The 26,448-nt window shown below is 68.9% G+C and carries 36 protein-coding genes and 1 tRNA gene; 18 read left to right on the top strand and 19 right to left on the bottom strand.

Features of this window, described 5'->3' with window-relative positions; translation table 11 throughout:
• Positions 1-42: 42 nt before the first annotated feature.
• Positions 43-3,480, top strand: coding sequence for an NlpC/P60 family protein (locus tag ACWEF2_RS27300; RefSeq protein ID WP_453819194.1), 3,438 nt, complete (start codon positions 43-45; stop codon positions 3,478-3,480).
• 14 nt (positions 3,481-3,494) lie between these two features.
• Here ACWEF2_RS27300 and ACWEF2_RS27295 read toward each other — a convergent pair whose 3' ends face one another.
• Complete coding sequence (locus ACWEF2_RS27295) at positions 3,495-4,079, bottom strand: DUF4352 domain-containing protein (RefSeq protein WP_453819193.1); 585 nt, start codon at positions 4,077-4,079, stop codon at positions 3,495-3,497.
• A gap of 153 nt (positions 4,080-4,232) precedes the next feature.
• Here ACWEF2_RS27295 and ACWEF2_RS27290 point away from each other — a divergent pair, with 153 nt between their 5' ends.
• Positions 4,233-4,457, top strand: a complete 225-nt coding sequence (locus ACWEF2_RS27290; RefSeq protein WP_453819192.1) for a hypothetical protein — start codon at positions 4,233-4,235, stop codon at positions 4,455-4,457.
• A 4-nt stretch (positions 4,458-4,461) separates the two neighbouring features.
• A complete protein-coding gene (locus ACWEF2_RS27285) occupies positions 4,462-4,932 on the top strand; it encodes a hypothetical protein (protein WP_453819191.1) in 471 nt (156 codons plus the stop codon).
• A gap of 85 nt (positions 4,933-5,017) precedes the next feature.
• Here ACWEF2_RS27285 and ACWEF2_RS27280 read toward each other — a convergent pair whose 3' ends face one another.
• Together ACWEF2_RS27280 and tnpA are read right to left on the bottom strand one after the other, a co-directional pair.
• Entirely contained in the window at positions 5,018-6,217 is a 1,200-nt protein-coding gene (locus ACWEF2_RS27280; protein ID WP_453819190.1) for an RNA-guided endonuclease InsQ/TnpB family protein, read from the bottom strand.
• Entirely contained in the window at positions 6,210-6,620 is a 411-nt protein-coding gene (gene tnpA, locus ACWEF2_RS27275; protein WP_453819197.1) for an IS200/IS605 family transposase, read from the bottom strand. The genes ACWEF2_RS27280 and tnpA overlap by 8 nt, the downstream gene beginning before the upstream one ends.
• A 183-nt stretch (positions 6,621-6,803) precedes the next feature.
• On the opposite strand from tnpA, the gene ACWEF2_RS27270 reads away from it, so the two are divergent.
• From ACWEF2_RS27270 to ACWEF2_RS27205, 14 genes are all read left to right on the top strand, one after another.
• A complete protein-coding gene (locus tag ACWEF2_RS27270; protein ID WP_453819189.1) occupies positions 6,804-7,262 on the top strand; it encodes a hypothetical protein in 459 nt (152 codons plus the stop codon).
• Positions 7,263-7,272: 10 nt separating this feature from the next.
• Positions 7,273-7,497, top strand: coding sequence for a hypothetical protein (locus tag ACWEF2_RS27265; RefSeq protein WP_453819188.1), 225 nt, complete (start codon positions 7,273-7,275; stop codon positions 7,495-7,497).
• 3 nt (positions 7,498-7,500) lie between these two features.
• On the top strand, positions 7,501-8,178 hold the full coding sequence (locus ACWEF2_RS27260; protein WP_453819187.1) for a hypothetical protein: 678 nt from the start codon (positions 7,501-7,503) through the stop codon (positions 8,176-8,178).
• 97 nt (positions 8,179-8,275) lie between these two features.
• Positions 8,276-9,265, top strand: coding sequence for a phage distal tail protein (locus tag ACWEF2_RS27255; protein WP_453819186.1), 990 nt, complete (start codon positions 8,276-8,278; stop codon positions 9,263-9,265).
• A gap of 19 nt (positions 9,266-9,284) precedes the next feature.
• Positions 9,285-11,141, top strand: a complete 1,857-nt coding sequence (locus ACWEF2_RS27250) for a hypothetical protein (protein ID WP_453819185.1) — start codon at positions 9,285-9,287, stop codon at positions 11,139-11,141.
• Positions 11,141-11,560, top strand: coding sequence for a hypothetical protein (locus tag ACWEF2_RS27245; protein WP_453819184.1), 420 nt, complete (start codon positions 11,141-11,143; stop codon positions 11,558-11,560). The genes ACWEF2_RS27250 and ACWEF2_RS27245 overlap by 1 nt, the downstream gene beginning before the upstream one ends.
• Before the next feature lie 22 nt (positions 11,561-11,582).
• Positions 11,583-11,942, top strand: a complete 360-nt coding sequence (locus tag ACWEF2_RS27240; protein WP_453819183.1) for a hypothetical protein — start codon at positions 11,583-11,585, stop codon at positions 11,940-11,942.
• On the top strand, positions 11,939-12,142 hold the full coding sequence (locus ACWEF2_RS27235) for a DUF7620 family protein (protein ID WP_453819182.1): 204 nt from the start codon (positions 11,939-11,941) through the stop codon (positions 12,140-12,142). Before ACWEF2_RS27240 ends, ACWEF2_RS27235 begins: the two co-directional genes overlap by 4 nt.
• Positions 12,135-12,455 carry a putative phage holin gene (locus ACWEF2_RS27230; protein WP_453819181.1) on the top strand — a complete coding sequence of 107 codons (321 nt, stop codon included), beginning with the start codon at positions 12,135-12,137 and terminating at the stop codon, positions 12,453-12,455. The genes ACWEF2_RS27235 and ACWEF2_RS27230 overlap by 8 nt, the downstream gene beginning before the upstream one ends.
• On the top strand, positions 12,452-13,273 hold the full coding sequence (locus ACWEF2_RS27225; protein ID WP_453819180.1) for a peptidoglycan recognition protein family protein: 822 nt from the start codon (positions 12,452-12,454) through the stop codon (positions 13,271-13,273). Before ACWEF2_RS27230 ends, ACWEF2_RS27225 begins: the two co-directional genes overlap by 4 nt.
• Before the next feature lie 139 nt (positions 13,274-13,412).
• The gene (locus ACWEF2_RS27220) at positions 13,413-13,598 is read left to right on the top strand and encodes a hypothetical protein (protein WP_453819179.1); all 186 of its coding nucleotides are present in this window, start codon (positions 13,413-13,415) and stop codon (positions 13,596-13,598) included.
• Positions 13,599-13,701: 103 nt separating this feature from the next.
• A complete protein-coding gene (locus tag ACWEF2_RS27215) occupies positions 13,702-13,956 on the top strand; it encodes a hypothetical protein (protein WP_453819178.1) in 255 nt (84 codons plus the stop codon).
• Positions 13,957-14,119: 163 nt separating this feature from the next.
• Positions 14,120-14,193 (top strand) — tRNA-Met (locus ACWEF2_RS27210).
• 241 nt (positions 14,194-14,434) lie between these two features.
• Positions 14,435-14,644, top strand: a complete 210-nt coding sequence (locus tag ACWEF2_RS27205) for a hypothetical protein (RefSeq protein ID WP_453819177.1) — start codon at positions 14,435-14,437, stop codon at positions 14,642-14,644.
• Between the two features lie 439 nt (positions 14,645-15,083).
• Here the strand turns inward: ACWEF2_RS27205 and ACWEF2_RS27200 are convergent, their stop codons facing one another.
• Genes ACWEF2_RS27200 through ACWEF2_RS27190 form a run of 3 tightly spaced genes read right to left on the bottom strand, consistent with a single transcriptional unit; the run spans position 15,084 to position 16,531 of the window.
• Positions 15,084-15,416, bottom strand: a complete 333-nt coding sequence (locus ACWEF2_RS27200; protein WP_453819176.1) for a hypothetical protein — start codon at positions 15,414-15,416, stop codon at positions 15,084-15,086.
• 36 nt (positions 15,417-15,452) lie between these two features.
• Positions 15,453-16,166, bottom strand: a complete 714-nt coding sequence (locus ACWEF2_RS27195; protein WP_453819175.1) for a hypothetical protein — start codon at positions 16,164-16,166, stop codon at positions 15,453-15,455.
• The gene (locus tag ACWEF2_RS27190) at positions 16,166-16,531 is read right to left on the bottom strand and encodes a hypothetical protein (RefSeq protein WP_453819174.1); all 366 of its coding nucleotides are present in this window, start codon (positions 16,529-16,531) and stop codon (positions 16,166-16,168) included. The genes ACWEF2_RS27195 and ACWEF2_RS27190 overlap by 1 nt, the downstream gene beginning before the upstream one ends.
• A gap of 155 nt (positions 16,532-16,686) precedes the next feature.
• Here ACWEF2_RS27190 and ACWEF2_RS27185 point away from each other — a divergent pair, with 155 nt between their 5' ends.
• Positions 16,687-16,956: a hypothetical protein gene (locus tag ACWEF2_RS27185; protein WP_453819173.1), complete on the top strand. Its 270-nt coding sequence runs from the start codon at positions 16,687-16,689 to the stop codon at positions 16,954-16,956.
• Between the two features lie 70 nt (positions 16,957-17,026).
• Here ACWEF2_RS27185 and ACWEF2_RS27180 read toward each other — a convergent pair whose 3' ends face one another.
• From ACWEF2_RS27180 to ACWEF2_RS27120, 13 genes are all read right to left on the bottom strand, one after another.
• On the bottom strand, positions 17,027-17,287 hold the full coding sequence (locus tag ACWEF2_RS27180) for a hypothetical protein (RefSeq protein ID WP_453819172.1): 261 nt from the start codon (positions 17,285-17,287) through the stop codon (positions 17,027-17,029).
• A 132-nt stretch (positions 17,288-17,419) separates the two neighbouring features.
• Positions 17,420-18,481 (bottom strand): helix-turn-helix domain-containing protein, encoded by a 1,062-nt coding sequence (locus ACWEF2_RS27175; RefSeq protein WP_453819171.1) that lies wholly within the window; start codon positions 18,479-18,481, stop codon positions 17,420-17,422.
• Positions 18,459-18,956, bottom strand: a complete 498-nt coding sequence (locus tag ACWEF2_RS27170) for a hypothetical protein (protein ID WP_453819170.1) — start codon at positions 18,954-18,956, stop codon at positions 18,459-18,461. The genes ACWEF2_RS27175 and ACWEF2_RS27170 overlap by 23 nt, the downstream gene beginning before the upstream one ends.
• Before the next feature lie 244 nt (positions 18,957-19,200).
• Positions 19,201-19,359, bottom strand: coding sequence for a hypothetical protein (locus ACWEF2_RS27165; RefSeq protein WP_453819169.1), 159 nt, complete (start codon positions 19,357-19,359; stop codon positions 19,201-19,203).
• A 99-nt stretch (positions 19,360-19,458) separates the two neighbouring features.
• A complete protein-coding gene (locus ACWEF2_RS27160) occupies positions 19,459-20,670 on the bottom strand; it encodes a hypothetical protein (RefSeq protein ID WP_453819168.1) in 1,212 nt (403 codons plus the stop codon).
• The gene (locus tag ACWEF2_RS27155; protein WP_453819167.1) at positions 20,667-21,263 is read right to left on the bottom strand and encodes a hypothetical protein; all 597 of its coding nucleotides are present in this window, start codon (positions 21,261-21,263) and stop codon (positions 20,667-20,669) included. The genes ACWEF2_RS27160 and ACWEF2_RS27155 overlap by 4 nt, the downstream gene beginning before the upstream one ends.
• A 56-nt stretch (positions 21,264-21,319) precedes the next feature.
• Positions 21,320-21,703, bottom strand: a complete 384-nt coding sequence (locus ACWEF2_RS27150; RefSeq protein WP_453819166.1) for a hypothetical protein — start codon at positions 21,701-21,703, stop codon at positions 21,320-21,322.
• A gap of 105 nt (positions 21,704-21,808) precedes the next feature.
• Positions 21,809-22,198, bottom strand: coding sequence for a helix-turn-helix domain-containing protein (locus tag ACWEF2_RS27145; protein WP_453819165.1), 390 nt, complete (start codon positions 22,196-22,198; stop codon positions 21,809-21,811).
• 195 nt (positions 22,199-22,393) lie between these two features.
• Positions 22,394-22,945: a hypothetical protein gene (locus ACWEF2_RS27140; RefSeq protein ID WP_453819164.1), complete on the bottom strand. Its 552-nt coding sequence runs from the start codon at positions 22,943-22,945 to the stop codon at positions 22,394-22,396.
• Between the two features lie 49 nt (positions 22,946-22,994).
• Entirely contained in the window at positions 22,995-23,177 is a 183-nt protein-coding gene (locus tag ACWEF2_RS27135; RefSeq protein WP_453819163.1) for a hypothetical protein, read from the bottom strand.
• 86 nt (positions 23,178-23,263) lie between these two features.
• Positions 23,264-23,830: an NUDIX hydrolase gene (locus ACWEF2_RS27130; RefSeq protein WP_453819162.1), complete on the bottom strand. Its 567-nt coding sequence runs from the start codon at positions 23,828-23,830 to the stop codon at positions 23,264-23,266.
• Between the two features lie 100 nt (positions 23,831-23,930).
• Positions 23,931-24,059: a hypothetical protein gene (locus tag ACWEF2_RS27125; protein WP_453819161.1), complete on the bottom strand. Its 129-nt coding sequence runs from the start codon at positions 24,057-24,059 to the stop codon at positions 23,931-23,933.
• A 222-nt stretch (positions 24,060-24,281) separates the two neighbouring features.
• Positions 24,282-26,414, bottom strand: coding sequence for a hypothetical protein (locus tag ACWEF2_RS27120; RefSeq protein ID WP_453819160.1), 2,133 nt, complete (start codon positions 26,412-26,414; stop codon positions 24,282-24,284).
• Between the last annotated feature and the right edge of the window lie 34 nt (positions 26,415-26,448).

Genomic DNA, 26,448 nt, shown 5'->3' with positions numbered 1-26,448 from the left:
CGCCGGGCAGCGAAGCAGGCCGCCGAGGATCTCGCCCGGTCGGTGGCGAACGCGGCCCTGTCGGAGGAGTCGGCGGCTCTATCGGTGGAGGAGGCGCGCGAGCGCCTGGCGAAACTCCAGACGGACGCGCAGAAGCCCGATTCGAAGGTGACCGACCTGGAGATGCGGCGGGCTGAGCTGGCGGTTCGGGAAGCTGAGCAGCGCCACAAGGACGCCAAGGACCGCGCGAAGGATCTGCGGACGGAGCAGGCGGCGTCCGACAAGGCGGGCGTGGAGGGCAGCAAGCAGGTCGTCGCAGCCAAGGACAAGATCAAGAAGGCCAATCAGGCGGTCAAGGACTCCGAAGCCCAGCTGAAGCTGCTGCGGCTGCAGCAGACCGCGGCGAAGGAGAAGCCAAAGGCTGCCCCGGCAGCGAAGCCGGTCGGTGTAGAGGCCACCAAGTTTTCGAAGCTTTCTTCGACGGCGCAGTCGGCCGCCAAGCAGGTCAAGAAGTTCACCGACGCTTATGAGGCGTGGCAGGAGAAGCTTGAGCCGGCGGTTTTGCCGCTGATCACCGGCGGCCTGAAGATCATGCAGAAGCTCTTCAAGCCGCTCACTCCGCTGGTCACCGGTTCAGCAAAGGCTCTCGCCGGGCTGCAGGAGGCGGCGGCTAAGGCGCTGAATCCCAAGTCTGTAGACGGCAAGTTCTGGTCTGACTTCTTTACGAAGATGTCGGACGCCGCCCCACAGGCAATCACCGGGCTCGGTACGTCCCTGGGAAGCGTCGTCACTGGTATCGCTGGTGTGATCAAGGCTTTCTTGCCTTTCGTGCCCACAGTGGTAGGCGGCATCCAGAAGGCTGCGTCGGCGTTCGCGACCTGGGGAAAGGGGTTGTCCGGGTCACAGGGCTTCAAGGACTTCATCGCCTACGCGCAGGCCAACGTGCCGAAGATCATCACGATCATCAGCAACGTCGGCACCGTCATCGGCAAGCTTTTCCAGGGCGCCCCCTCAGCAGGGTCCGGTGTCCTGGACGTGCTGGTGTCCTTCACCGACTGGCTGGCCGGGCTCAGCTCCGGCCAGCTCCAAGCCGTGGCGCTCGGGATTGCTGGCATCTGGGCGGCCGTCAAGGGCTGGAAGATCATCACGACCGCCGTCGACGGCGTCAAGAAGGGCATCCAAACCGCCTCGTCCATTGTCAGCGGCGCGAAGCGCGTCTGGTCCGGCCTGTCGTCGGCCGCGACGGGGAGCGCGAAGCTCATCAAGGGGGCCGCCTCTGGCATCTCCTCCGCGGTGAGGGGAATCGCCTCCGGCGCCGGGAAGGCAGGCACGGCGGTATGGGGCGGCATTCAGACTGCCGCATCCAAGGCCGCCTCCGTCGCCCGCACGGCGGGTAGCACGATCGCGACCGCGGCGAAATCCGCGGCGTCAGCCGCCGCGAAGGGCGCCGCCACCGCGTGGAGCGGCATCCAGGCCGCCGCAGGTAAGGCCGCGACGGCTGCCCGGACGGCAGGTAGTGCGATCGCGACCGCCGCCCGGACCGCTGCCACTGCGGCGCTCGGTCTGGGCAAGGTCGCCCTGGAGTACGGGCGCATCGCGCTTCAGGCCGGTATTGCCCGGGCGAGGATGCTGCTGGCTGCGGCGGCACAGGGCGTCGTCAGGACCGCGACCATCGTCTGGGCCGCGGCCCAGCGGATCCTCAACCTCGCGTTGTCCGCTAATCCCATCGGGTTGATCATCACCGCGATCGGGCTGCTCGTCGCTGGATTGATCTACGCGTGGAACAACTCCGAAACGTTCCGCACGGTCGTCACGGCCGCCTGGGAGGGCATCAAGACCGCCGTCTCCACAGCCTGGACGGCGGTTATCCAGCCTGCCCTGAAGGCCCTGTGGGGATTCATCCAGAACACGTTGGCTCCGGTCTTCAAATGGCTGTGGAACAGCATCATCGTCCCGGCCTGGAACGGCATCTCGACCGTAGTCGCAGCGGCGTGGAACGGCGTTATTCAGCCTGCCCTGAAAGCCCTCTGGGGGTTCATTCAGAACACGCTGGCCCCGAAGGTCACGTGGCTGTGGGAGAACATCATCAAGCCCGCCTTCACCAAAGCGGGCGAGGCCATCAAGGCGGCCTGGACCACGGTCATCCAGCCTGCCCTGAAGGCTCTGTGGGCGTTCATCACGGAGACCCTCGGCCCGAAGATCTCCTGGCTGTACGAGAACGTGGTGAAGCCAGCGTTCACCAAGGTCGGCGAAGTCATCAAGACGGCCTGGGAAAACGTCATCAAACCGGCTCTTTCGGCGTTGTGGAAGTTTGTCACGGAAGACATTCCAGACGGCTTCAAAAAGGGTGTCAGCCTGATTGAAGGTTTCTGGAACGGACTGAAAGAGGTTGCGAAAAAGCCTGTCCAGTTCATCGTGGACACCGTTTACAACAACGGCATTCTGAAGGTCTGGAATGCTGTCGCGAAGACGCTGAAACTGCCCGAGCTGGATGAGATCAAATTCGCCCGGGGCGGCATCTATCCCGGGTACACGCCCGGCAGAGATGTCGGCTTGGCGGCGGTCTCCGGCGGCGAGGCCATCATGCGGCCGGAGTGGACGCGGGCCGTCGGCGAAAACTACGTGCATGGCGCCAACGCCGCAGCCCGCAAGGGTGGCGTCGGCGGGGTGGCCAAATTCCTCGGCGTCGCCGGGGATCCTGGCGGATTCGCCGGGGCGTTCGCCGGCGGCGGGATCGTCGGGGACGTCAAGGAGGCTCTCGCCGGCGGGATCAAGGTCGGCGCGGAGACGCTGCTCAACCCGCTGCTGGCCCAGGCGTCCGCGGCGATGGGCAATACCCCGTGGGCGAAGATGCTGACCGGCATCCCCAAGGCGCTGATCGGCGGCTTCATCAGCATGCTGGGGGAACGGGAGGAGACCTATGGCGGAGCCAGTCAGCACAAGGCGGTCCAGTTCGCGCGGGCTCAGATCGGCAAGCCGTACAAGTGGGGGGCGACCGGCCCGGACTCTTTCGACTGCTCCGGTCTGACTATGCGGGCGTTGCAGGCGGCGGGGCTGACCGATGTTCCGCGTGTGACGTATGACCAGATCAACTACGGCAAGGGGGTTGCGTCGCCGCAGGCTGGCGACCTCGGCTTCCCGCACTCGGGTCATGTATGGCTGTACAGCAGCGCAAGCAAGATCATCGAGGCGCCGTACACCGGCGCCTCGGTGCGCGAGACCGCCGCTCGTACTGCCCAGGCGATTCGCCGCCCCGCCTACGACGACGGCGGCTACCTGATGCCGGGCACCAACCTGGTCTACAACGGCACCGGCCGCCCGGAACCGGTCCTCACGGACCGGCAGTGGCAGGCCATCTCCCAGGGTGGAGGTGCGCGCGGCGGAGATGGGCCGATGGTGAACGTCGAGGAAATGCATGTCACCCCCGAGCAGTCCCCGTACGCCATCGCGGGAGAGCTGCGCTACCTGCTGGGTCGAGGGGTCCGGGCGGCCGGGCGTTGAGGGCGGTGGGCCACTTATTTTTTGGTGGCCCACAGTCCCTTCTGGTCGGCGAGGCCGGATGAGAGTGCCAGCTGAAATTCAACGATTTTAGCCTTGGCGGGAACCTCGAACACGATCACTCCCTTGCGGACCGCGTCTGGAGTCATGGTGACCTCGCCGAGATTGTGCTCGCCTGCGATTTCGCCGAACAGCGCCTTTTCGTACTCCTGCCCTTCAGCGTCGATGACCTTGCCGCCGGAGCCGGGTGAGTCGGTGAACGTTTCGGAGCCGCTGTTCTTCAGGATCACCTCTACTCCGTAGAAGCGCTGCCCGGCTCCGGGCTTGGCGATCTCGTTCGCTGCGGCTCCGGAGGTGATCACACGGTTGAGCTTGACCGCGACCTGCCTATCGCCGCTGTTGTCCTTCAGGGTGATGACGTCGCCGATCTTCGCCTGCTTCGGCGCGGACGACGGTGCGGTCTCCGTCGACGGCGCGTCGGACGGCTTACTGATGGCGGCTTCCTGGGCGGCGGTGTCCGGGGTGCTCGTCACGGTTGGCGTGCCGCACGCGGTCAGCCCGGCGGCGACCACAGCCAGGGCGAGGGCGTGGCGAATTCTCATGTCTCTCCAGTGATTGATGGCGCGTGATGTCCCCCGACGGCTCGCCATCCTGACACGGTCCAATGGCGCCGCGTGGGCACTTTGCCGCGACATGTAACCAAATCGCAGCTATAGGCCGACCTCATTTCGACCTCGACAGGAGGCGATTTTCGTATGCCCTGGGATCCACGATCGGGGATCACTTTCGGCGAGTACCTGCGCCGCAAGAGCCTTCAGACTCCACCGGCCGGCGGCTGGACATACGCGACCCGAGATCAGCACGCCTACGGGGAACGCCCGGACGGCGTGAGCTTCCGGGCGACGACCGACCAGCTCGGCAACGTGGTGACCGAGCACGCCGACGGCCGCCAGGACGTCACGATCAATCTAAAGGTGTGAGGCCGTGGCGATCGTTAAGGACCTCTGGTTCGTTGATACGCAGGTCAAGGCGCTGACTAACGTGATCGCCCTGAATTTGGGTGACGCGGGCGCCGGCGCTTTCAAGGCGGCCCTGTTCACTAACTCGATCACGACGCCGGACGGATCGCAGGCCAACCCGGCGTACGGCAGTGCCCCGTTCAACGCAAACGAGGTTAGCGGCACCGGGTACACGGCTGGCGGCGCTGCTCTCACCAGCGTGGTGTTCGAGGAGCTGAGCGGCAGTCCGGGCTATATGCGGTGGGATTTCGCGAACCCGCAGTGGACGGGCTCGACCATCACCGGTGCTCGCGGGCTGCTGATCTACGCCACCGCTCTGTCCAATCGGGCGGTCCTGCTGCGGAACCTGCTGTCCGATTACAGCACTAATGACGGGGTGTTCACCATAAATGTGCATGCCGATGGCGTGGCCAAGGTCAACCTATTCGGCCCCTGATCTGCCGATTTCTTCTCTTCAACCCTCGCCGGTGTGCGGGGGTTTCTTCGTGACTCCTCCGCCCCCTAAAGAGGGCGGCTTCTCGTTAAGCCGCTTGCGCAGCGTCGCGAAGGGCAAGCCCTGCCCTGAGGATGTTGATCGCCGCGTTGACGTCGGCGTGTGCCTCGTGGCGGCACGCCGTACATCGGAACTCGGCCTGGGTGACGCGGTTCTCCGCAGCGCAGTGCCCGCAGCGGGCACACGTGCGGGAGGTGTTGGCGGGGTTCACCGCGATCAGCTCTCGACCGGCGCTTTCAGCCTTGTGTACGAGGATCGTCAGGAACACCCCCCAACCCGCGTCCAGGATGTTTTTGTTCAGCCCGGCCTTGGCCGCCGCGCGGTTGGGCAGGAACGCGCCCGGCTGGTCGGGGTCTGGTTTCGGCGCTGGGGCCTTGGTCATGTTCGCGATCCGCAGGTCCTCGTGCACGATGACGTCGTAGTCGCGTACCAGCGCGTTGGCTGCCTTGTGCGCGCCGTCCAAGCGTTGACGGCGGACCTTGGCGTGCAGGGCGGCGACGCGGGCAACCGCCTTGCGACGACGTTTGGAGCCCCGCTTCTTGCGGGCCAGGTCGCGCTGCGCGTCAGCGAGCCGATCGGCGGACGCGGCCAGGTGGCGCGGGTTGGCCAGGTGGACGCCGTCGCTGGTGGTGACCAGAGAGGCCACACCCATGTCGATCCCGGCCATCGCACCCGTCGCGGGAAGCGGCTCGGCGGGCACGTCGTCACACGACAGCACCACGTACCAGCGGGAACCCTCCCGCTTCACGCTGATCGTCTTCATCCGGCCCTCGACCGGGCGGTGCTGGTGGACGCGGACGTGCCCGATGCCCTGGAGGCGGACGAACGTCGCGGAGGGGTGTTCGGGCTGGGAGTCCCACCGGCAGCCGTCCCCATCCTTCGGCCACTCGACCGTGTCGAACCAGCCCCGCCCCTTGAACCGGGGGTAACCGGGCGTCTGGCCCTTCTTCACGCGGTCGAAGAACGCGCGGAACGCCTTGTCCAACCGGCGGAGCGTGGCCTGCTGGGAGGAGAACGACCACCGCGCGTGGTCGGGGTCGAAGGCGCGGATCTCCTTCAGCTGAGCGGACTGGTCGCCGTACCGGATGCCGACCTTCGCCCGCCTGTAGGCCTCGCGGCGCTCCTCAAGGGCGGCGTTGTACAGGGTCCGGTGGTCGTCGAGACATGCCGTCAGCGCGATCTGCTGGTGCGCGGTCGGGCGGATGAGGAATTTGTACGACCTACGCACGACCGCCACCCTTGGACGGCCGCTCATACTGCGTCTCGATATAGCGCCGCACCGTCTGCTCGGACACTGTGCCGACCGTGGCCACGAAGTAGGAGCGCGACCACAGCGTGGGCAGCTGGGAGCGCAGGTGCGCGAACTCGGCGCGCAGGTGGTGGGAGGTGAACCCCTTGAACTGGTTGGCCACGTACGACGGCGAGTTCTTCGGGTGGGGCTTGACGAACAGGTGCACGTGGTCGGGCATCACTTCAAGCGCCACGATCTCCCAGTCGTGCTCTTCGGCCTTGGCTCGGATCAACTCCTCCAGGCGGGTCTTCACCCGCCCGCCAAGGACCGGGCGGCGGTACTTCGGGCACCACGCGACGTGGTACCCGAGGTCATACGCCGCGCCGGGAGAGGTGCGCACCTGACGAGTCACACGATCATTATAACAGCGTCATGCATCTAACGCGCGAGGAGTGGAGACCTCCGATGCGCGAATCTGACGGGCCACTACACGCTCGGGCCTCGGCGGCCCTCCCGCTCCCGATTCCCCCGACGCCTAAAGGCGACGGTCCCCTCGGCAGCCCAGGATGGAAGGGGGCAGGTCTTGCCCACGTACACCGTAGAAACCAACGGCGACATAGCGCTCAGCGCCGCGACTGCCAAAACGATCCTCAATGCGATCAACGGTGGCCGGATCCTCAAATGCGTCGAGCTGTCGGTCTCGTTCGACGGCGTCGCGAGCACCGCAGAACCGGTGACCGTGGAGCTGTGCGCCTCTACCCAGGCCGGGGCCGGGACGAGTACGTCTCATACGCCGCTTCAGGTGTCGGGCGCGACCCGGACCGTGTCGGCGACCGCGGCCCGCGCTTACAGCGCCGAGCCGACCGTGCTCACCGTGCTGAAGAGGTGGCTGGTGCACCCGCAGGGCGGAAACCTCACCATCCAGTTCCCGCTCGGCCGTGAGCCGATGCGAGACAGCTCCGGCCATGGCCTGGCCATCCGCTGTACCGCGCCCGCCACCGTCAACGTCCAGGGCTACCTGGAATTCGCCGAAAACGAGTAGGGGGCGTCTGATGGTCTACCTGTATTGGCGGTGGCCCGGCACCCGTACCGACGAGGCGGGGCAGCTGATCACCGAGCGGTGTGCCCCGTATGAGGATCTGGTTGCCGCCCGCGCCCAGGCCGACCACGACCTCACGCTGTGCGAGGCTGCCGACGACTACAGTGCGGCGCCGGAACGGATCGCCTCCGATGACGGTGACGAGCTGTGGGCGGCGCCGATCCCCGACGGCCGGTGACCGGTGGCCCTCACGATCGGCACCTCCCCGACGCTGGTCACAGCCTCGTTCGGGGCACCCACGGTGACGACCGGGTCGTTTTCCCCGCCGGCGGCCTCGCTGCTCGTGGCCGCTGTTGCGACCGTCAACGGCGAGATCACCGGGCTGTCGGGCGGCGGCCTCACCTGGACGCGCAGAGTGCAGCGCATCGGCATTTCTTACGTGGAGATGTGGACCGCGCCCGCACCCAGCGGCGGCTCTGGCATCACCGCGTCCGCCGGGCTGGACGGCACCACCCTCGCCGCGCTGAAGGTCTGGGTACTTACGGGTCAGCACGCGTCCCCGATCGGGACGAACGGGACTGGGGCGACGACCACCAACAACGCGACCGTCAACGCTTACACCTCGACGGGGAGCGCCTCCAGAGGGTTCATCGTCGCCGTCGACGGCGGCACCGGCGGCACCCCGTCGTCGACCGACGACGAGGAAGCGTTCGGCACCAACTTCTTTGGGCTCGCAGCGACCAAGGCCGTTAACTCGGGGGCCTCCGGCAGCACGGTCCAGTTCAATCTGGACGCCTCCGGGACCGGCGCCGCCGATTGGGAGTGGGCCGCGCTGGAGATTCTCGCTGCGCCCGAGGTCGCCCACCCTTTTCGGTCCGTCACCCTGAACCAGGCCGTCCACCGGTCCACACTGATCTGATCGGGGGACACGGATGGCTCGCATAGGCCGCGGATTTCCGTCCCGCCTGACCGTTGACTCCAAATCGCGGCCTACTCACTCCACGACCGGCCTGGGCGTGTTCACGGTCGGCTGGGAGTTCCCGGCGATCACGGTCGATACGCCGTCGGTCACGGTCGACCTGAGCGTGTTCACGGTCGGCTGGGAGTTTCCCGCTCTGACGGTGTCGTACGACACGACAGCCAGCCTGGGCGTGTTCACGGTCGGCTGGGAGTTCCCCGCCCTGACGGTGGACGTCCCCATCCTGCCGGGGTCTCGGCTGACCGGTGATTTCCAAATCGAGTGGGCCGGTCTCGTTTTCGGCGGGCACGGCAACGTATACCAAATCGCCGTCGTCGAGGGCTGGGATGACCTGCCGGAGATCGACAGCGGCAACGCCCCACGCTCGGCCCGGCACGGCTCCTGGCCGGGCCGCGACTACGCCCAGGAACGCACGGTGTCGGCCACGGTGGCGATCGACGGCCCGCAGGACTCCACCGCCTGGGTCGTCGCCAACCGGAACTTGCGCCGGGTCATGGGCATCTCCGAGGACGGATCAGAGTCCAACCTCGTCATCCGCACCCTCGGTGAGAGCCTCCTGGCGACCGGTAAACCCCGCGGCCGGGTCATGCCTGCCGAGTCGTATGGGCAGCGCTGGACCGCGGCGTCGCTGCGGTGGGTGTGCTCGGATCCCAGACGGTATGACCTACAGCAGCAGTCGGTCACCACGACAGCGGGCGGCACCGCCGTCTGCGTCAACGACGGCGACGTCGCCACCTCGCCGCGGATCAAAATTTTCGGCCCGGTGGTCAACCCGGTTCTCACCAACGAATCGCTGGGCCGGATCTTGCGGTTCACCCTCACCCTCACCGAGGGGCAGCAGCTGCTCGTTGACACCAACGCCGGTGAGGTCACCCTCGCCGGGGTGGACGCCATGGGGGACCTGAGCGAGGCGTCGGTTCCGGTTGAGGAATGGGTGCTCGCCGCGGGCAGCAACACCATCGCTTACACGGCCTCCTCCGGAGGCGCCGCCGGCATCGAGCTCTTGTTCCGCAGCGCGTTCCTCTGAGCACCTGTGAGGAGGCGCTGTGGCTCCTCAGATCCGAGACGTTGGAGGCGGCACCCTCTTCGGCGCGGGGGGCGAGTTCGTTGCGCCGGAGCACGCGGCCGGTGACCTCCTGCTGCTCATCCACTCCGCGGACAACGGATCGCTGGCCCAGATGGGTGTCACCGGCGGCTGGACCCCCCTGGGTTCCCGCCCTGGCCCCACCGGCCGGTGGGGCGGCACGAAGGTGTGGGGGAAGACCGCCTCTGCCGGAGCCGAAAGCTATGTCGTCACCCAGGCGGCGCCCGCTGACGGCGTCATCATCATCGTCGCCATCAGCGGCGCAGCCGTAACCGGCGTCGTGGTCGAGCAGACCGGCGGATTCTCCTCGTCGCAGGTTCAGACGCCGGTCGCGACGCCGCCCGTGGGAGGGTGCCTGGAGCTGCGGTGGGCGGCCGGTGTGCCGCCGCAGCCCGGCGCGAACGTCGCGTGGGATGTGCCGGCCGGGTACGCGCTGCGGGCGACCGCTCAGTCCCGGCTGTTCTACGCTGCGGGGACGCTGGTCTCCCGGGCGCTGACGGGCACCGCGCCCGTCGGGGTCGTCGGCATCACGTCCAGCAGCGCCCTCGACACGTGGGACGGTTTCACGATCCTGGTGCCGCCGACGGACGGCGGAGACACCCCGTCTCCCGAGGCGCCGCCACCGACGATCCCCGCACTCCCCTCGGGCGAGCAAGTCGTCCACTACACCTACGTTTTCGCCGATCTGCTGACCGACGAGCAGATCTGCAAAGACCTCGACCTGTATGACGTCTCCTACGACCGGCGGATCACCGAGGGCGGAGCCTTCTCCGCAGGGCTGGTCATCACCGACGACGCGACAGCGGCGAAAGTAGCGCGCATCCTGCCGCGCTACCCCGGTGACCTGTCCACCGGCCCGGGGCGGACGATCGTCCACGTCTACCGCAACGGCGTCGTGTGGGGTTCGTACGTCATCTGGCGCGGCACGGTGTCCCGGTCAGGGCGGGGCGAACCGATTCGGGTGCAAATCGAAGGCTCCAGCCTGGAGTCGTACCTGAAGCAGGTGAAGATCCGCGATGATCTCGGCCCGTACGCTGGCGTCGACCAGATCGTCATCGCCCGCACCTTGCTGACCGCGATGCAGTCCACCGCCCCGTACAACCTGCACCTGACCCTGCAGGCGGGCACGTCCGGTGTGACCCAGGAGCGTCAGTATCTGGCGTCGCAGGCGACCACGTACGGCGAGCAGCTGGCCGAGCTCGCCAACACCAGCCCGGGGTTCGAGTGGATCGTCCAGGTCATCGACAACGGCGACGGCACCCGCACCCGGTACTGGCTGTGGGGTGCGCCGAAATTCGGGGCGAGCTCCTCCAGTCACAAGTTCATGGAGCCCGGCAACGTGCTGAGCTGGTCGGAGGACATTGACGCGCTCCGCGGCGGCACGGCTTTCCAGGCCCGGGGAGAGTCCACCAACTCCGACGCCTCCTCCTCATCGGAGCCGCTCACCTCCGACGTCGCCCTCGCCCAAGCGCACATCGACGCCGGCTGGCCGGGCATTGACGTCACCACCGACTACAGCGGCGTGGACGACGAGGCGACGCTCAACGCGTACGCCACCTGGGCCGCCACCAACCGGGGCGGCGCGGTGCGCGTGCACCAGGCGACCGTCCGGCTGCCGGCGAACACGCAGTTCGGGCCGGGCAATCTCGGCGACTGGGTGACCCTCATGCTGGTCAACCCGTGGTGGCCGATCGTCGATGGCGTCGCGAGTTTCAGTAAGCGCTGGCGAGTGGTCGGCATGGCGTTCAAGCCTCCATCCAAGGGGTCCGGCCAGGAGGAGTGCACGCTGACATTCGAAGAGGCGGAGGAGGGGCCGTAATGCCCGAGTATCCCGACGACATCCTGAAAGACATCGCGGAAACAAGACGCCTCCAGGCGGGCCAGTTTGGCAGTGGCCAGACTCAGGCGCCGCTGACCGAGGCATCCGCGGGATGGATTCTCCGGGCTCGATCAACGCCTGCGGCGACGGGGCTCGGCTCGGGCGACATCCACATCTACGCCAAGGGCGGCAAGCTGTGGGTGCGGTCGGCGGGCGGGGATGAGGAATTGGAGCAGGTGCCGCCGTTCCCGAAGGCGCTGGCGATTTCGGGGCTGAGCTCCAGGCAGACCGTGTCCGCGCCGGGCAGCTACAGCTCCGCGTGGGCGGGCAACGTCCTGGCGGACGTCACGAGTTTGTACACCTACACCCAGGCGCTGCACTCCTCGCTGATCGCCGCGAACCTCATGTTCAGCCTTTAGCCGTACCTGAAGGGCGGGCAGTTTGGAATGGGCGCAGATCCCGATCGTTCAGCTTGGAGCGGTCGGAGTCCTGCTCGCCGTGCTGTGGCTGGTTTTCACCGGCCGCCTGGTGCCTCGGGCCGTCCTGGAGGACGCGCGCAAGGACGCCGAGGCGCGGGCCGCCCAGGCTGAAAAGGACCGCGATGAGCGGGTCACTGAGGCGGAGAAGGACTGCGAGCAGTGGCGGGTCCTGTTCGGCCAGGAACGGCAAGCGCATGAGACGACGAGGCAGGCGCACGCCGAGGAGATCCGCGCCGCACTGCTGGCGTCCACCGAGGGCGCGCAGATCGCTGCAGCGCTGCTAACGGAAATCAAGACACGCCAAATCGAGGCGATCCAATGACGCGACCTGAGGACCGGCCGGACATCGACGAGGCCGCACGGCTGGCGGAGGAATCCACGCGCCGCGCGGAGGCGGAGCTGCGCCGGGCGCGGGAGTCGGCCCGGTGCACGCTGTCGCTCGCACGCCGGCTACGGCGGCTGTATGAGGACAACGGGTTCCGCGCCCTGCTGGACGAGGCGTTTGGGGGCGGTCATGGGTGAGGGGCTACGTCTGGTCGGCAGTGTGCTGGTCGTGGTGTCTGCGGTGCTGGCGTGGGCGTGTGTGGTGGCTCAGGCGTTGCTGGCTCGGTGGTGGATGACGTCGGCGGGCCGGCATGTGTTCGCGTTTCAGGCGGTGCTCGCCTTGTGTCTCGGATTGTGGGGGATTCGGCTGCTGATTCCCGACGGGGATTGGTTTCAGGCTGTCCGCCTGGCCGCGTTCACCGGCGTCCCGATCGTTCTCGCCTGGCGGCTGCAGATCATCGTTCAGACCTGGCGCAGAGGGCGCGACAAGAAGAAGGAGGGGACCCGATGAGGTCAGGCGAACCGCCGATCACCAGGCGTGCCGTGCACGACTCGGGTAACGGCAATCTGCCGGTCCGTAGAGTCGTCGTTCACGTCACCTGCCCCGGCGTCGGCTACCCGAGGGCGTCAAAGCCGGGAGCGGCGGCCGGTACGGCGAAGTACTTCCAGATGCGATCCTCCGGCGGGTCGGCCCACTACATCTACGACGCCGGCCGGGATGAACAGCACTGCGTCCCGGACAAGGTCATCGCCTGGCATGCACCCCCGAACTCCCACAGCATCGGCATCGAGATCTGCGGTGAGGCGACCTACACGCGTCAGCAGTGGCTGTCGCCCCAGGTGTGGCCGGCCGTCGAGGAAGCGGCGGCGCGGACGCGGGAGCTGTGTCTGCTGTACGGCCTGCCGATGCGCAAGCTCACGGCGGCCCAGGTCCGGGCGAACGCGGAGGGGATCTGTGGTCATGTGGACGTGTCGAACGCGTTCAGGCAGACCGACCACTCCGACCCCGGGCGGGACTTTCCGTGGGATGAGTTCATGCACCTGGTCAACAGCGAGGCGACGCCGGCCACGCCCAAGCCCATCTCAAGCTCGACGGAGGTCATGGTGAAGAAACTGCCTGTGCTGCGTGAGGGCGATCACGGCTGGCACGTGAAGACCCTGCATTATCTGCTGCTGGCCCGGGACTACGCGGGTCTGGACGGGGTGGACGACACCACCTTCACCCCAGCGCACACGGCCGGGGTGAAGGGGCTCCAGGCCGCGGCCGGTCTGGAAGAGGACGGTGTCGTCGGTCCGAAGACGTGGCCGGTGCTGCTGCGTGTGGCGTAGCCGTGGACGCCATCCATGCCCTGGTGTGGCCGTACCTCGCCCGCGCTGCGGAGCTGTGGCCTGAGCCGGAGCAGGGTGACCCACCCTGCGGGCCGCGTTTCCCCGGCCTCATCGATGAGACGAACTGAGAGGACACGCCATGCTGCGACGAGCCATAGTCGCCCTCGTTAACGAGCTGGGCAACCACATTCTGGTCGAGTGCGAACGCACCGAGGACGCGGTCACCATGCGGATCGCCGGGCCCACCAGCGTGAGCGAGAACACGCTCACGCCGGTGGAGGCAGCGGAGGTGTACCGGCAGCTCGGGTATGTCCTGACCACCTAGACGTCCCACCGCCTGAGAACCTCGATGCCGTTGCCCAACGGCGGCGGCTGGTCATAGTTTTCCGCCCCGGCTGGAGGGCGGCCGTTCCCCTAAGGAGGGGCACATGCATGGAGAACCCATCGCGGAGTCGAGGCCGGTCGAGGCGAAGGTGAAGTGGGCCACTCTCGGCTCCTACCTGGGCTCGGTCGCCGTGCTCAGCGTGCTGCAGGCGGTGAACTCGGATCTGTCGCTGATCGCGTTCTGGCCGGACTGGCTGGAGACGATCACAGTGCCGCTGCTTCCGGCGGCGATCACAGCTGTGGCGGGGTTCAGGGCTCGGCACACCGCACGCCCGGATCTGCCGCTGTCGCAGCGGTAGCCTGAGGACGTCTCGCCCCGGTCCGGCCGGGTGTCGGGTCTGCCCGGAGGCCTGCCGCGAGCCTCCTCTCAATCGCGGCGCCCGCCTCTTCCGCTCCGGCCGAGAGCGCGGTCTTCAAAATGAGGTGAGGTCGCCGACCTTGCTCGGTAGTCTCACCTCACGGGTCGGGATGGAGCAGTTTGGTAGCTCGGCGGGCTCATAATCCGTAGGTCGCAGGTTCGAATCCTGCTCCCGATACGTGGCCGGCACACTGCGGTGATGTCTGGAAGTGGGTTCGGGGAGTTCCCTGTGGACACCGGGGCCCCGGGCCTGCGAACGGGGTCGGGTTGCCTTCGGGCAGCCCGGCCCCTTTTTCCGCATCTGCCAGGCTGGCGGGAAATGGCAGCAACTGGGAGTTAGGTCAGCGTGAGTGGCAGGTTTTCGGGTGCGGCCCCTTAGGTCCACGCCGGAGAGTCCGGCGGGGCCGAGAGGGCACCGCATGTCCAGAACAGACAACACCATGCCCGCCCACCTCCAGGAGGAGGACGGCAAGACGTTCCTCACCCGGGGCGGCGCGTACGCCGGGATCGGGGAGGACTGCAGCGTTTACGAGCGGCGTGCCCGGCAGCGGGTGCGACTCGCGCTGCTCCGCGGTGAGGAGCCGGGGCCGACACGGCACCGGCATGGCGCTAAGTGGATGTACTGGTAGGAGGTGCCATGCCACGCATGCTGGGCCGGGCGCGTGCAGGGTGGCGCCGGACCCGCCGCATGTACGGGCCCGACTGTTCGGGGGCGGGCAGCGATACCCGGTGGAGGAAGAGGGTGGAGCAGCGGGAGTTCGCTCGGTCTCTGCTGCCCGTGGGGGAGCTGCCGGCGCCCGGCGATGACCTCGGTGATTGTCGGCACGGCTGTAACGGCGACTGCCTGACGCGCGGCGGGCCGAGTGAGTGCGGGTACGCCTGCCATCCGGTTTGAGCACCCCTCGCGGAGGCGAATGGAACTACTCAACTCCCCGCCATACTGTGTGCGGGGCTTCGGCGGTGCGGCCAGCTAAGCCGGAGCCTCTCCCCGACACTGCGGCGCCCCGCCACCCTCCTCGCGGAGGGCGGCGGGGTGCTTTCGTTGCGCCTGGGCGGGCATGTGGCGAGTTAGTGCCTTACGTCGGGCTCCTGCGCTTCGGCCGTGAGCGGCAGCGCCCGGCCGCGTTCGACGAGTTGCTGTGCGCGTGAGCGGCTGGTGCCGATTAGGTCGGCGATGCGGGCGTAGGACAGGCCGTTGCCGTTGTCCCACATCGCGGCGCATGCCCGGCGCCGCTCATCGGTGAGTGCGGCGGCTACGGCCTCGTGGCGGGCCTGGGCGGCGGTGGCGCGGTGGTAGAGCTCCAGGGGGTCGGTGATGTCGGCGAGGAGGCCGCCGATCTCGGCGGCCACGTCGGAGGGTTCAGCTTCGTAGCCGAGGGTGTCGGTCATCGAAGAGGTCATCGAAGATCCTTTCTGGTGATGGCGATCCGGACGAGGTCAGCCATGGTTCGGCTCTCCCGGGTGGTCGGGGTGGCGGCGCCGGTACGCGCGCTCGGCGGCGGCGGTACGGCAGGCGTCCTCGGCGCACCCGTAGTCGTAGCCGGTGCCCGTGCCGCAGCGCGGGCCGGGGCAGGCGAGCTTGGAGACGGGGCGGATGCCTCGCTTGCGTCCGTCCATCGCGGCAGCCACGATCACGGCGTCGACCTCGTCGTATATGCGACGCCACCGCTTGACCGTCGCCACCGGGATGCCGGCGGCGGTGCACGCGTCAGCCAGGTGCATCCCGGAGGCGATATTGCGGAGCAGCTCTATCAGGTCGTCGATGTTCACCGGCCAGCGGCGCTGCGCGAACCTCGGCCCGGTCCGTCCGGCGTCAATCTGCTCTTTCACCGGGGAGCGGCGGACCCACTTTTGCATGGTGCCCAGGGGGATACCGAGTACCTGCGCCGCCTGGCCGACCGTCAGGCCGGCGCAGATAAGGGCGGCGATACGAGGACGGGGCGAGTCGGCGGGGGGCGACCCGGCCATGGGCCGGCCGGACGAGCGGCGCAGCTTCATCGCGGTGGCGTGGAAATCGGGGAAGTCTGCGAAGTGGTTGTAGAGGGTGCGGGAATTGCTGCCCAGCTCCGTGATGGCGGCTGTGAAGGAGTGCCCCTGTGCGATCAGGTCGAGGAACGGCTGGTGCCAGGAGGTGTCGCGGGATCGCCCCATCAGTCGATGTCGAGGCCGTACGCCTCGGCGATGTCGGCGGGCACCTCGGCGCAGAACGCGGGGAGCGCTTCCTCCAGGCCGCCGTAGGTGGCGATCAGGTCGTCGAGGTCGATGCCGGTGGCGTCGGCGAGGTCGAAGATGTCCACGACCGGGACGTCGACGCCGGCCAGGGCGGCGGCGGGGATGCGGTGGGAGCCGGTGATGGCCTGGGCCCAGTCGACGCGGCCGACGATGGGGGCGCCGGTCCAGCCGTCGCGGGTCATGTCGGCGGCGATGGTCTCCATGTGGAGGGTGTTGCGGACCTCGTGGCGGGGGGCGTAGCCGGTGCCGTCGTGTAGGTCGAGTCCCAGGGGGTTAATCACCATCTGCATAGACCTACTATGCATCACGACACCCCTCCTTGCATAGGGGTTCTATGCGAGGAGGCTTGAGATTCAGCGTCCGGGGAGGACGGGCCACTTTTAGGCCGCCACCACACCCCAAATAGGATCGGCCAGAACGCACCACTCGGGGGAGACGCATGACCGACGACGAATTCCCGCCTGACCTGCTCGCCGCCCAGCGCGCCTACTGGGAGGCGGACGCCCGCGTGCAGGAGGTCACCGCCGCGTTGCCGTCGTCGCAGGAGATCCTCGAAGGGGCGATGACCGATGAGCAGCGGCAGCTGCTGGCCGAGGTGCGGGAGCAGAGACTCCTCGCCCTGGAGGCCCTGAACAACAACCCGTGGTGGGCCGGGCAGCGGGACCGGTATGCCGCGTGGAAGCAGCTGCAGGAGGCGGCCCGGGGCTGACCGTCTGGACGTGAAAGCGCCCGCCCCTCCCAGCGCGGAGGAGCGGGCGCTTTTTCACGTCGCGCTGGGATCAGCTGCGCTTCCATCGCCACTGGCCGTTGCTGTACACGCTGCACCTGTACCGGCGGTTGGTGACCTTGGCGTACCCGTACTTCCCGTGTGCGGCGCCCGGGCAGTACGCGCCCGGGGTGATGCAGTTCCAGTGGTTGCCGGACTGCCGGTACTGGCAGACCGCGGCGACGGTGGACGCGTCAGCGGCGGCGACCGCGGCCGGTGCGACGAGCAGGCCGCCGGCCAGGGCCACGGCGGAGAGCAGGGAACGAATACGCAAGGCTCCTCCTGAGAGTTGAGACGCACAGGAGACGGCCGGTGACGTTCGGTGGTTGCCCGCCTGGCCTGATCTGGACAGCACGAAGCCCCCGCCCGGGATGGGGCGGGGGCCGTGTGTCGTGTCTATGGCGGATCAGGCGGCGATCTTCGGTGCGAGCGAGCGCACCGTCATTGTGTGCAAGCCGACCTCATCGGCGATCTTCAGGTCCGAGATGTGGGCGCCATAGCGGCGCATCAGCAGTCTGCGGACCAAGATGGGCTCCTCGTGGCCCACCGGCACTGGCTCGTTCTTCTTCCACCCGCGAGCCCCGAGCTGAATGAACAGTGACTTCTTGCGAGCCTCGTCGATCAGTCCGAGATGTGCGCCGCGCATGATGAGTGCTTGGATGGACACACCCCAGGTGGCTTTCATTCTCGCTAGGTCGGTCAGTACGACAGGGCCGCTCAGCATCTCTTCTGCGCGGTGCCGAGGTAGAAGCAGCGCGCCGGCGAAGCGGTGTGCCTCCCGTTCCGGATCGGCGACGATGCGGCGGCGGCTATGGAGTACCAGGTGCCCGAGCTCGTGGGCGAGGGTGAACCTTAAGCGGTCGCCTGGGCCTCCGGTAAAGTAAGCGATCATTGCTGGTTCGTGTGGTGATGGCCAGTAGCTGATGCCGAAGTGGTCCACCTTGTGTGGTTCATCCTCTTCTCCGGGCAGCGTCAGGGGAACCACTGCGATCCCTGCCCGTTCGCATGCCCTGGTCACGTGCATCAGTGGCCCGTCCCCGCCGATTTGGAGCGCCTCCCGGGTCTGTGCGGCCAGGTCCTCGATATCGTCCCCGGAAACCTCTCCGGTGGCGAAAGGCAGGTCGGGTCCGCCGTATCCGGCGGTGACGAGCAGATCGCTGGTGATCCGATACGCCTCGTCGAACAGTGCTTTGACGCGCTTGGCTTCCCCGCGGCGGGCGGTGGCGTACTTGCGGAACCGCAGGGTGCCGAGCGGGACGTCGGGCGGTATGACTTCGAAGAACCGGCGGGGGGTTGCGGTTGCTGCTGCGATGGCGTCGATGATTTCTTGGGTGGCTTCGAGTCCTCCTCGTTCGATCTCGGAAATTCTTGATTGTCCGACGCCTGCGGCGTCTGCGAGCTGTTCTTGAGTCAGGCCAAGCAGATGCCGCAGGGCTCGGATGCGCTCACCGGCCAGCGGGGTTGGCATCGCCCTTCTCCTCGTCTCGATCGATGGGCAGAATGACGTTGATGCTGCTTGATGAGGGACTGAACTCCAGGCCGGAGAGTTCGTCCCAGGTGCGTGAGAGGGGGAAGTCGATGTCGACCTTGGCGGCCTGGCCGATCTTCCACTTGTCGATGGTTCGGACGATGCGGATGTCGATCTGACCGTTGACGGTGAGTCCCCATACGCCGACCAGTTGGCTGGCTCGTACGCCGTGCAGGCCGACGTCGGCGTTGCGGTAGTAGTCGATGCGGGCTTCGTTGCTCCCTGGCGCCGGGATGCCGTCCTGGGGCCATCCGTGGAGGATTCTCAGCTTCAGGAGGGCGTTGCGAAGCAGGACTTGGCCGTTGACGCGGCCGGGGACCAAGATCCAGCCGCCAAGCTTTTCCTTCCGGAGGGCGTTGCGGAGGTGGAAGCGGGTGAGGTGGGTGATCCCGATCGCGTCTTCAGGGCTGCTCATGCCGTGCTCGATGAAGTGAGCTTCAGCGATGGCGTGGGATCTTTCCAGGCTGTTGTGGAGGGGGGCGCAGAGGGGGCCGACGGAGTCGACGATGAACCTCTGATCCAATAGAGTAGCCATGGCGCTGATATTATCAGCGAAAATCTAACACCTCGATCGACTTGGCCGCTTGTTTGTAGATTTTTAGGGACCGATGACGGCCCCCAGCGGCCGAGGCGGACGACGGCTGCCGGCCGCACTCGGCCTACAGCGCGGGCCGGTACCGGCTCACCCGCTGATCCACCGTCGCCCCCTTCATCCCCGTCGATCGCGCGATGCTCTGCCGGCTCGCCCCGTCGGCCAGCAGCTCCCACGCGACGGCCGCCCACGCGGCGATCGTCTCGGCCGCGGCCAGCCGCTCCACCTCGCCCGAGGTGAGGGGCCGTCCGAGGCGGGGTGCGGCTGCTGGCCAGCGCCCGCGACAGGGGTGCTCGCCGTCATGCGAGATGGCGGGGCCGCAGGCTCACGGCGGCCCCGCCCCCTGGTCGCGGAATTTGCGCCGCCACTGGAGGATTGTCGCCGTCTCCACCTCCAGGCGTCGGGCGGCCTCGCTCAGAGACAGGGAGACGGTAGCGGTGATGGCCTCCCGCCAGCAGGGGTATCCGGCCGCGCGCGCCTTGGCCTCCCGGATTTCCTCGTACGTCCCGGCCTCGGTGGCGGTCAGCGAAATCCGCCGCGCGGCGGGCGCTGCCTGGACGCCGAATTTGCGCCGCCAGCGGGTCACCGTGTCGCCCTTGCATTCCAGCATCCGCGCGACCTGGGGGCGGGGCAGGGCGGCGGTGGAGCGGATCAGGTCCTCCAGGCCGGAATATCCGTGTGAGACAGCCATGGCGTCCAGCTTGGGGGGAATCCCGCTGCCGCTGTCGGCGCCGGAGGGGCTGGGGGCATACTCGCGGCTGAGCCTGTCCCGCCAGTAGACAATGCCCGAAGGGTCCGCTCCCAGCTCGCGCGCGGCGTGCCGGGGGCGCATATGCGCGGTCCGGGTGATCGCCTCCTCCCAGGAGGTGAACCCCGCCGCTTCGGCGAGCTGTGCCCGCCGCTGTTCCCACGCCGCCTTTTGCAGCCGTATCGGCTGGCGGCGCGTCTCGGCCGACGCCTGGGGCGCGTCCAGGATCTTGTGCCGCCAGTACGCTGCGGCCCCCTGGGAGCGGCCGATCAGCCGCCCCAGCTCGGCGATGGTGAGGTGGCGGGTTTGCCGGATCAGGTCCTCCAGGTCCGCGCATCCCAGGCGCACGGCGGTGGCGTCCAGCTCGGCGCGCAGCCGCTCCGAGGTGGGGCGCCCCGCGCCGGTCGTCTGGATCGCGGGGCGGTGCCCGTCTTTCGCGGCGCGGCATGCCGCGCACTGGCACCGGTACCACCGGTAGCCGGTCGGCGTGCCGTGCGGGCAGTCGGCGGGGGCGGCGGCCCGCTGGGCCGCGTCCAGCGCCGTCCCCCAGGCCGGGTCGTACTTCGCCAGGCCGTGGACGGCCTGCGTGGTGGTCCCGGCCTCGCGGGCGGCCTGGGCCAGCCGCGTCCCCTGGGAGAGGGCCCGCAGGATGGCTTGCCGCTTGTCCGGGGGCAGTGCCGCGGCGGCCTGGGCGCGGCGGCGCTCCCGGTCGGCGCGGGCCTTGGCCTTCCGGGTCTCTGTGGTGCGTTCCCCCAGGCGGTAGCGCGACTCCGGCAGTGGCTCGCTCAAGACGCGGCGTCCTTCGCCTCGCCGGTGGGCAGGGCGTCGTGCTCGCCGCGGGCCAGGGCCTCCAGTATGGCCACGCTCGCGGCCCGGCTCCAGGAGCGGCACGCCTGCGACAGCGGCGCCTGCTCGACGCCGGCGGGCAGCTCGTCGGGGTCGAGGTCATCGACCTCCTGGGCGAGCAGGCCTCCGGGGTCGCTGATCCATGATTCGTCCAAGGCGATGTGCCGGACCAGGTGGCCGAGCACCGCCCACTGCGCGGGAGACAGCGGTTTCAGGTCGGCGAGTTCGGCCGCGGCGAGCTTCTCCCACACCGGCCAGGGCAGGCCGGGCCGCGGCGGCAGGCCCGCGCTGACCTTGGCCAGCGCCACGTCCACGCTTTTGACGGTGACCGGGGGGGTCATCGCGGCGGCGACCGCCTCGATCGCCGGGCGGCGGGTGCCCCGCCCGCCGCCCAGGGTTTCCTGGCACGCGTTCACCGCGGTGGTGATCGCGCGGGCGCGGTCGTCTCCGGCGGCGGCCATCTCCTCCCGTCCGCGGTCGAGGCGGGCGTGTGCGGTGGCCAGGGCGGCGGTGAGCCGGGTCTGCCAGGTGGTCAAGGTTTTCTCCGTTCACGGGGCCGGGGTGGCCGGTGGGCGGCCACCCCGGGGGCGGGTTAAAGGTCGTTGTCGTCTTCGGTGGAGGTGGGGACGCCGTCGACGTCCGTGCTCTGCCACCAGGTCGTGCCCTCCATCGCGCAGTCGGCGAGGGAGCGGACGTGCTCCTCGTAGCGGGTCTCGGCCTCCGCCCGGTCGGTGGACTCCTCCACCTCCAGGGTCGCCTCGTCCTGGTAGTAGAGCGCCCACCGTTCCTGGCCGGTGTCGGGGGAGGCGTAGGAGATGAGGGCGGCGTGGGCGGTGTACTGGCCCCACTTGTTCTTGGTGGTGGACTCGCGGTCGGCACCGCGGACGGCGGTGTCGAGGGCCGCGCGGACGGCGTCGGCGTACTCGGTGGTGACGCCGTCCGCGCGGCCGGCGGTGTCGCTGATGATGTTGCGCATGATCATGCCTTTCGTGGTGTGGGTTTGGCTTGAGGCGCCGGGTGGAGCGGGTCAGGGGGCGGCGATGGCGGCGCGGGCGCCGACGACGGTGCCCGCGCCGGATCCTCAGTACTCAGCGCCGATGCAGGAGATTTCGAAGCTGATGTCCTTGGCGACGCGGCCCCACTGGGCGTCGGTCAGGTGAACCTGCGCGGCGGGGACGCCGCCCAGGTACCGGGTGTCGCGGGCGCGGGCGGCGCGCAGCATGGCCTGTAGTGCGGCCAGGGATCTCGCCTCGGCGGCGCCGTAGATCTGCATGGTGAGCTCGTCGCAGAACTTTTCGGTGAGGTCGGCCGGCTTCTTGGCGCCGCCGAGAGCAATGCGGCGGGCCAGGGAGGCCGCCTCGATGACCCACCGGCGGGCGACCTTGGTGGCGGCGATGACGCCGCGGCGGGCCCAGGTGCGGATGGTGGCGGTGGTGACGCCGGCCTGAAGGGCTGCGGTGGTGGTGTCCATTGGCCGGTTCCTTCCGGTGGGCTGTTTCCCGACATCCCAAACACTACGGGTACCCGTAGTGTTTGTCTACGGATAGGGGTAGTTATTTTCAGGTGGCCACCGACCGGCCGAATTCACCCGCCCCGGTGACCGTGCGCAGGCGGACAGCAGGACGCCCCCGCCTCCAGCACGGAGGACGGGGGCGTCGTGGTGTGCTCAGTCGTAGATGTAGACCTTCGCGTGCCTCCTGCCGTCCTGGCGCATCACCTCCACCCGCCCGGGGCCCAGCAGGATGGTGCCGTCCGGCAGCTCCAGCCGCAGGCGGTCGTGGCGGCCGACCGGGCATGGGGCGGTGCCGACGATCCACCCCCACACCTGCCGGACGCCGGGCCTGGGGGTGGCCCATTCGCTGTCGGGCATCCGCAGCTCCGTGATTCGCCCGCTGTCATCGGTCAGGCGGCCGATTCCCCCGGCCCTCCGGGTGTCCTTCGGCTCCGCTTTCGGTGGGGTAGGCGTGGGCGCGGTCTGGGTGTGCGGGGCGGTGAGAGTGGTGAGGGCACCGGCGACGGTGGCGGCATGGACGTCGGCGACGACCCGGTCCTCGTGGTCGCGCAAGGTGGCCTGCACGTAGGGCCCCCACCCGGGGTGGATCATGGCGCCGGTGTCGTCCACGTCTGCGCCGTCGCCGACCAGGGACAGGCGGATGGTGCAGCCGCGAGCGAGTAGCCGGTCGAGTGCCTGGGTGGTGAGGGTGAGGTCGCACTCCATGGGTGCCTCCTGGGTGGGGTGTGGTGAGCGTACGGCGGGCCGGTGACCGTTACTTGCCGTAGAGGGACCGTTCGGCGCGGCGGATCTCTGCGAGCGCCTCCTGCGGGGTGGTGCCGCAGATTTTGGCGATCATCTGGGCGGCTTCCCTGTCTTGGGCCTCTGTGTCGCCCGAGCTGGTGGTCATGGCGCTCTTCAGCACGTTTCCGAAGGCGCGCTGCGTGTCCTTGCTCATGTGTCGATCTCCTCGGCGGGGTGGTGGAGCGGACGCTCCGGGCACCCGCCCGACCGCGCAGGCCGGGCGGGCACCCGCAGCAGCCGCTACGCGTGGGCGACGTGGGGGCGGGCGGCGAGGCCGTCGACCAGGGCCAGGTCGTCGCGTCCGGCAGCGACGATCCCGGCCTCGGCCAGCCAGGCCACCCATACCGGCTCGATCCCCGGATTGGAGGTGAAGGCCGCGTCGTCGAGTTCTCCGTGGGCGTAGGCCACGGTTCGGTCTGTCAGGAGCTGGAGCTGCCGGACGGTCAGCCAGCGGGCGTTGCGGGTCTCCCGGATGCTGGGCGCCAGCTGCCCGCTTACCTGCCGTGCCTGGTAGACCCGCCAGTGGTGCCCTGCCGTGCCGCTGTCCGGGATGGTGCGGCGGCACCGGTTGGTGCGCCACCCGCCCGCGACCGGGTGCAGGCCGGTGACGGTGAGGCCGACCTCCTCGGCCACCTCGTTTCGGGCGGCGGTCAGGAGGTCGCCGTGGTCGTCGACGTGTCCGGCCGGGGGAGCGATGCCCGCGGGGGCGGTGGCCCGCTCGAACATCAGGTAGCGGCCGTCGGCGTCGGTGATGAGGACGCCGACGCTGAGGTTGTCGCACTGAGTCGCGGGCTGGGTGGTTGTCATGATGGGTGGTGCCTTTCTGGTCTGTATGGATCGAGATGGGGTGCGGGCGCGCCCGGTGTGGGCTTCTTGGCGGTTGGCCATGCCGGGTGTGCCCGTCGCGTTACTCGTCGTTGTCCTCGTCGCCGGCGATCACGACGACGGTTGCGCCGGCGCCGATGGCGCAGCCGGTCAGGGTGACGGTGCCGCCGATGCAGACGACGCCGTCGCGGATCTCCTTGTTGTCAGTCATGTCGATCTCCTTTGGTTGGGCTCCCTGTGCGGGGAGTCGGGGTGGGGGTCTGAGGGGGGTCAGACCCCGGTAGAGGGGGGTGTCTGGGGGACCCGGACACCCGGACAGCAAGCCGTTTCGGCAGCTCAGAGGGTGTCCGGGGCGGACGTCCGGGGGTGTCCGGGTGTCCGGGGGGCTGTCCGGGTCCGACGTCGGACCCGGACGTCCGGGGTGTCCGGGGGGTTAGGCGGCGGGCCAGTCGGCGACCTCGGGCGGCACGGCCAGGTCGCCGGAGCGGATCGCGGTGGCTGCGGTTTCGAGGTCGGTGCGGGCGTAGCCGCGGCGCTCTTCCCCGCCGCGCATGAACGCCCGGGACAGGGTCCGTACGCCGATCGCGCGCAGCAGTTCGGTCAGCTCGACCTGGTCGACGCCGAGCCGCTCGGCGAGTACGACGGAGTGGATCCGGTCGTCTCCGGCGAACGCCTCCACGGCGCGGACGACGAGCTCCGGCACCGGATGCCCAGGCACCTCGACCTCACGGACCTGCTCGGCGCGCAGGGTTTCCACCCGCTCGGGCTCCAGGTCGTATCGGCCGGCGAAGACCGGTCCGGCGGCTGCGGCGGCGGCGATCTGCGAGGGGTCCGGCCAGCTGGACGCCCCGCCGGTCAGCACGGTCAGGTGGCCCCGCTCGGCGACGCGCACGGCACCTGAGGCGGGGGCGGCCTCGGCGACAGAGGGCGGGGGTGCGGAGGGGCGAAGCGGGCGGGCGGGCAGCGCCACTTGGCCGCCGCCGCTGAACGCCTCCCGCATCCGGGCCAGCCGGGTCCGGTAGGCGTCGCCGCCGACCGCGATGCCGGCGGCGTCCAGGTCGGGCCGGTGGTTGGCGATCGTCACCGCCGCTGCGGCGATGTCACCGTGCAGCAGGTTGCCCGCCTTGAAGGGGCGCACCGGCGCCCCGGGGATCCGGTAGAAGCCGGTGCCGGGCCCGGCGAGCTCGTCGGGGTCGGCGCCCTGATGCCAGCCGAACAGATAGGCCAGTTCCGCCTCGTCGTCGCAGTACATGCCGATCTTGACCTTGGACTGCTTGACGATGTCGGGGGAGACCATGTCCTGCACGGCCCGCAGGCTGGAGATGATGGTGTTGAATCCGGCGTCGCGGCCGATGCGCAGCAGTTCTTCGATGTTGTCGCGGATCTCCCGCTTGATCGGGTCGCGGCTGGTGGTGGACATCAGTTCGCCGCCCTCGTCGACGATGAGCTGATACGACGGCAGCTGAGCAGACATGGGCAGCAGCGACAGGTTGTGCTTGACCTTCAGGTGCCGATACGACGTCTTGCGGTCGATCGCCATTTCGACCAGGGTCCGCGACATCTCCAGCGCCTCGTCCAGGTCGCAGGCAACCCAGTCCAGGGCGGGGCGTTCGGTTTCCCCTTCCAGCCAGGGGTGCAGCCAAGGCTGGGCGAGGCTGCCGCCGTTGACGTCGATGACGGCCACCAGGCCGTTGAAGGATCGGGAGACTTCCCAGATCAGGCCGTGCAGGACGGTCGTTTTGCCTGAGCCTTTCTGCCCGATCAGCACCACCGACTCCTCCCGCAGGGGGACCGTCACGGGGGTGGAGTCGCGGTGCTCGCCCAGCCAGGCGGGTTCGTGAATGTCGCGGGGGGACAGGTCGCCGTGCCAGTCGACGTCCTCGGTCAACCGGTTGACCGTCATCACGTGCATCGTGAAGGCGCCGCGGTGTTCCCCCTTGTTCACCTCCACGCCGCAGCCGTCCGGCAGGCGGGCCGCGGCGGCGAGCTGGTCGACGGCGACGGTGAGCTGCTGGCGGGTGGCGCCGTTCAGGGGGAGTAGTCCGGTCAGGGTGTAGCCGGCGCCGCTGTCCCAGGTGCGCACGCCGGTGATCTCCACGCGGATTCGGGTGACGGCGAGGATGCGCTGCTCCCATTCGGCGGCGAGTTGCGCGACGCGGCGTGGCAGGACCGCCGTCCGTGCCGCGCCGCCGCCGCCGCTGGTGGCGGGGGCTTTGATGCGGAACGGGGTGGCCAGGACGCCGGCGGCGAGGGCGCCCAGGCCGAGGGCGTAGAGCGCGGCCGAGGTCCACGGGGTGGTGGCTGTGGCGTAGGTCAGCCAGCCTCCGGCGCCCAGGACGCAGCACAGCCGGTATAGCAGGGTGGGGGTGTGCGCGCCGCGGTCGGCGGAGTGCAGGACGCTGCCGATGGCCGACAGCGCGGTGGCGGCGGCGGGCAGCCAGGGTTCGATGTTCGCGGCGTGGGCGGTGGCGGCGAGGGCGGCCAGGCCGAGGGTGCCGTTGATCGCTCCGCTGACGGGTCCGTGGGTCAGTGACCAGTCGGCTCGTGGTGTGGTGTTCGCGGCCACAGGGCCCCCCTTTCGTGCGTGGTGCTGTTTGCGC

Source organism: Streptosporangium sp. NPDC004631, assembly GCF_053601935.1.
Note: the sequence above shows the minus strand (reverse complement) of the source record. Positions and strands in the feature narration are given on the sequence as shown.